Source organism: Oryzihumus sp. (assembly GCF_036391795.1).
Lineage (GTDB): Bacteria > Actinomycetota > Actinomycetes > Actinomycetales > Dermatophilaceae > Oryzihumus.
This window is the reverse complement of sequence record NZ_DASVZH010000199.1, coordinates 1-4,220: the sequence shown is the minus strand read 5'-3', so window position 1 is coordinate 4,220 and position 4,220 is coordinate 1. Positions and strand designations below refer to the sequence as shown.

Sequence of the window (4,220 nt, the reverse complement as noted above, 5' to 3'; positions counted from 1 at the left end):
GCAGCACCTGCTCGGCCTGGTCGTCACGGGTGTGCCCCAGCAGGACGCGGGCGGCGCCCAGCCGGTCCGCGGCCCGCTCCAGGGCGGTGTACCGCGCCCGCCTCGCCTCCGCCTCGGGGCCGCTCCCGCCGTCGGCGACCTGCACCCTCACGACCTCGACCGGCTCGAGGCCGAGCGCCCGGCACTGCCCGGCGGCCGCCTCGGCGACCCCGGCAGACCCGGGCTGGAGCTGGTGGTCGACGACCACGGCGCCGGCGACCACGCCGAGCCGGGGCGCCTCGAAGGCGACGGCGGCAGCCAGGGCCAGGGAGTCGGCGCCCCCGCTGCACCCGACGAGCACGCGGCTGCCGGGGCCGGCCTCGGCGAGCGCCGGTCGGACCGCCACCCGGGTCGCGGCGACGGCCGGGTGGGGTCCGGTCATCCGTGGACGCGCGTGACCCAGGCCTGCGGGTCCTCGATCTCGGCGGGTCGGGGCAGGGTCTCCGGCGAGGACCACACGGCGTTGAAGCCGTCGAGGCCGACCCGGTCGGTGACCGCGCGCACGAAGGTGGCGCCGTCGCGGTACTGCCGCATCTTGGCCTCCAGGCCGAGCAGGCGCCGCAGCAGCCGGTCGATGCTGCCCGCGCCCTCGCGGCGGCGCTGGAACTTGACCCGGATCTGCTCCACGGTCGGCACGACCTGGGGGCCCACGTCGTCCATGACCACGTCGGCGTGGCCCTCGAGCAGCGACATCACCGCGGTCAGGGCCGCGATCTTGTCCCGCTGCTCCTGGGTGGTCATCAGCTCGGTCAGGCCGGTGCCCCCGGCCCGGAACGCCTGCGGCAGGTTCTGCACCAGCTGCTCCAGGCGGGCGCCCAGCTGGTCGGGGTCGGGCATGAGGTCCAGCGAGAGCTCGCGGGCCCGGTCGATGAGGTGCTGGCGCAGCCACGGCACCGCGGTGAACTGCACCCGGTGGGTCTCCTCGTGCAGGCACACCCACAGCCGGAAGTCGGCGGGGTCGACCCCCAGCTCGGCCTCGGCCTGGACCACGTTGGGGGCGATGAGGAGCAGGCGCGGGGTGCCGTCCGGGGCGAGGTCGTACTGCCCGAGCACCTTGGTCGCGAGGAACGACATCAGGGCGCCGGTCTCGCCGCCGGTGACCTTGCCGCCGACGGTCGCAACGGTGGCGGAGGACGGCCCGGAGCGGCGCGAGGCCATGGCCTGCACGACCGGGGTGAGCATCCCGCGCAGCGAGTCGACGTTGGCGTCGATCCAGCCGGGGCGGTCCACGACGAGGGCGGCGTCGCCGGCGGGGGCGTGCAGGCGGGCGGTGTCCGCCACCGGCTGCCTGCTCCGCTGGGCCGCGTCACGCAGCGCGGCGACCGCCGCGACAGCCTCCGCGGGGCTGACCCTTGGCCCCGCGGGCACGAGCCGGCGGCCCGTCGCCTTGGCGAAGTCCCAGTCGACGTAGCCGGGGTCAGTGCCCGCAGCGGGTCCGGTGCTCGTTGCCATGCCCATGCCTCCACCGTAGGGGGGCGTCATCGACAGCCGCAGGTCGCGAGTGTCGCTACGAAGGCGTCCAACGCTGCCCTGGCGTTCAGCGTTCCCCCGCCGGGGGGCACCGCGTCGGCCAGGACGACGAAGGTCAGCAGCCGGCCGTCGCGGTCGACGACCGTGCCGGCCAGGCTGCTCACGCCGGTGAGGGTGCCGGTCTTGGCGCGGGCGATCCCGGCGGCCACCCGGGTGGCCGGCGTGTGGAACCGGTCGTGCAGCGTGCCGGTCAGGCCGGCCACGGGCAGCGCCGCGACGACGGCCTCCAGGCCGGGGTCCTTGCCTCGCGAGGCCAGGGTCAGCACGTCACCGATGACCCCGGCCGGCACGGTGGTGCCGCGGCTCAGGCCGGAGCTGTCGACCAGGCGCACCCCGGCGACGGAGATGCCCCGGGCCCGGAGCGAGGCCAGCACCCACGCCGCCACCGTGGGGAAGTCGGGGCGATGCCCGGTGCGGACCGCCACCTGCCGGGCCAGCGACTCGGTCAGGGCGTTGTCGCTGTCGGCCAGGGCCAGCGAGAGCAGCTCGCCCAGGGTCGCCGACTCGACCTGGCCGAGGACCGCGGCACCGGCGCGAGCGGTGGTCCGGGTCACCGCGGGCGCGACCGTCAGGCCCAGGGCGCGCAGCCGACCGGCCAGCGCGGTGGCGGCACTGACGGCCGGGTCGGCCGGCGCCGGGTGGCCGGAGGTCGCGCGCTGGGAGGACAGGCCGAGCGTGGCCACCGCACCGGTGAGCCCGAGGTCGATGTCCGGTCCCAGCCAGCCGGGCGCGTAGGCGGGCCCACGCGCCCAGGTGTCGTCGAGCCCGAGCCGGACGCTGCTCAGGCCCTGCTCGTGCACGGCCGTCGCCACCTGCCGGGCGAGGTCGAGCAGCCCGGCCCGGCCGGCGACCGCATCGGGGTTCCCGTTGCCCGGGCCGAGCAGCATGTCGCCCCCGGCCACGAGGACCAGGTCGGCCGGGCCGGCGCCCTGGACCACCTTGGTGGTCATCCGCTGCGACAGGTCCGCGGCCCGGGCGATCGCGGCCGCGGTCAGCAGCTTGGCCGTCGACGCGGGGGCCCGTGGCACCTCGGGGGCGAGGTCGAGCAGGTGGCCGCCGGTCAGGCCGTCCCGGATGGTCACGCTCACCTGCCGGCCGAGGCGGGGGTCGTGGAGCCGGCCGTTCACCGCGGCGAGCAGCCCCTGGGCGGTCGGCGCTGGGGCCAGGGAGTCCACCTCGGGCAGCGGCCCGGCGGCCGAGGCCGGCGCGACCGGCACGGCCACGGACGGGATCGGTGAGGGGGAGGGCGTGGGCCGGCCACCCGGCATACCGGCTGCGGCGCTGCGCGGCGCCGCCTCGGTGAGCAGGCCCGGCACGACGTCGTGCACGTCGAGGGTGACGTAACCGGCGAGCAGCGCGACCACGGCTGCCGCGACGCCCAGCTGACGGCGCAACGAACCCCCCTCGAACCGGATTTGCACTGGTACGGGACACTTGGCGGCGAGCCTAAGCCAGATCGCTGAGACCCGTGAAAGGGCACACACGTGGAATTCGACGTCACCATCGAGATCCCGCAGGGACACCGCAACAAGTACGAGGTGGACCACGCGACGGGCCGCATCCGGCTGGACCGCCTGCTGTTCACGTCCACGCGCTACCCGGCGGACTACGGCTACGTCGAGGACACCCTCGGTGAGGACGGCGACCCGCTGGACGCCCTGGTGCTGCTGGAGGAGCCCACCTTCCCCGGCTGCTTGGTCTCCGCACGCCCGATCGGCCTGTTCCACATGCGTGACGAGGCCGGTGGCGACGACAAGATCCTGTGCATCCCGGCCGGTGACCCGCGCCAGGCGCACATCACCGAGCTCGAGCACGTCAGCGAGTTCGACCGCCTGGAGATCCAGCACTTCTTCGAGACCTACAAGGACCTCGAGCCGGGCAAGTCGGTCGAGGGCGCCCACTGGGGCGGCCGCGCCGAGGCCGAGAAGATCGTCGCCGAGGCGGTCCAGCGCGCCAAGGACGCCGGCATGACCACGGCCCGCTGGCCGGGGCCGAACCCGGGCCACTGAGCCTCGCGCCCCCTCTGACGCCGAAGGGCGCCCGCCGACCGCGGGCGCCCTTCGCGCATCCGCGGCCGAGCAATCTGGCACGGGCTGGGCGCGCGCCGGTCAGGGGCGGCCGCCGTAGGGCAGCAGGTCGCTGCGGTCCCAGAAGGTGGCGATCCGGACGGTCGCACCGGTGTAGGGCGCCTCGATCATCTCGTCGCCGCCGATGAACAGGCCCACGTGGTGGCTGGTGGGGCCGGTGTCGCCGAAGAAGAGCAGGTCGCCGGGGCGCAGGTCGCTCAGCGGCACGCGGGCGGTCTCGTCCCACTGCGCGCCGGTGTAGTGGGACAGGCTGACTCCCGCCTGGGCCCAGGCGCGCATGGTCAAGCCGGAGCAGTCCCAGGTGCCGGGGCCGGCCGCACCCCACTCGTAGGGGTCGCCGACCTGGGCGCGGGCGAAGGCGATGACGGCGGACACGTCGCCGGACACCGGAGGCGGCGCGCTGGTCACCGGCGGCGCCGGGATGCTGCTCCCGCCACCGCTGTTGCCGCTGCCCGATCCGCCACCGGAGCCGCCGGTGGTGCCTCCGCTGGGCGAACCGCCGCCACCGCTGGAGTGGTGCCTGGCCTGCTCAGCCGCGCGGCGTGCCGCCTCCGCCGCGGCGGC

General features: G+C 75.9%; 5 protein-coding genes. 1 reads left to right on the top strand and 4 read right to left on the bottom strand.

What is annotated here, in order from left to right; all coding sequences use genetic code 11:
- From VF825_RS12230 to dacB, 3 genes are all read right to left on the bottom strand, one after another.
- The coding region (locus VF825_RS12230; protein ID WP_331113632.1) for an ATP-binding protein at nt 1-421 on the bottom strand (421 nt) is incomplete at its 3' end.
- On the bottom strand, nt 418-1,497 hold the full coding sequence (locus tag VF825_RS12225; RefSeq protein WP_331113630.1) for a zinc-dependent metalloprotease: 1,080 nt from the start codon (nt 1,495-1,497) through the stop codon (nt 418-420). The genes VF825_RS12225 and VF825_RS12230, both read right to left, overlap by 4 nt.
- A gap of 20 nt (nt 1,498-1,517) precedes the next feature.
- Entirely contained in the window at nt 1,518-2,963 is a 1,446-nt protein-coding gene (gene dacB / locus VF825_RS12220) for a D-alanyl-D-alanine carboxypeptidase/D-alanyl-D-alanine endopeptidase (RefSeq protein ID WP_331113628.1), read from the bottom strand.
- A gap of 90 nt (nt 2,964-3,053) precedes the next feature.
- Between dacB and VF825_RS12215 the strand changes: the two genes are divergently transcribed.
- Nucleotides 3,054-3,578: an inorganic diphosphatase gene (locus tag VF825_RS12215; RefSeq protein ID WP_141786817.1), complete on the top strand. Its 525-nt coding sequence runs from the start codon at nt 3,054-3,056 to the stop codon at nt 3,576-3,578.
- Nucleotides 3,579-3,677: 99 nt separating this feature from the next.
- Here VF825_RS12215 and VF825_RS12210 read toward each other — a convergent pair.
- Nucleotides 3,678-4,220: C40 family peptidase (locus VF825_RS12210; protein WP_331113625.1), on the bottom strand; the 543-nt coding region annotated here is incomplete at its 5' end.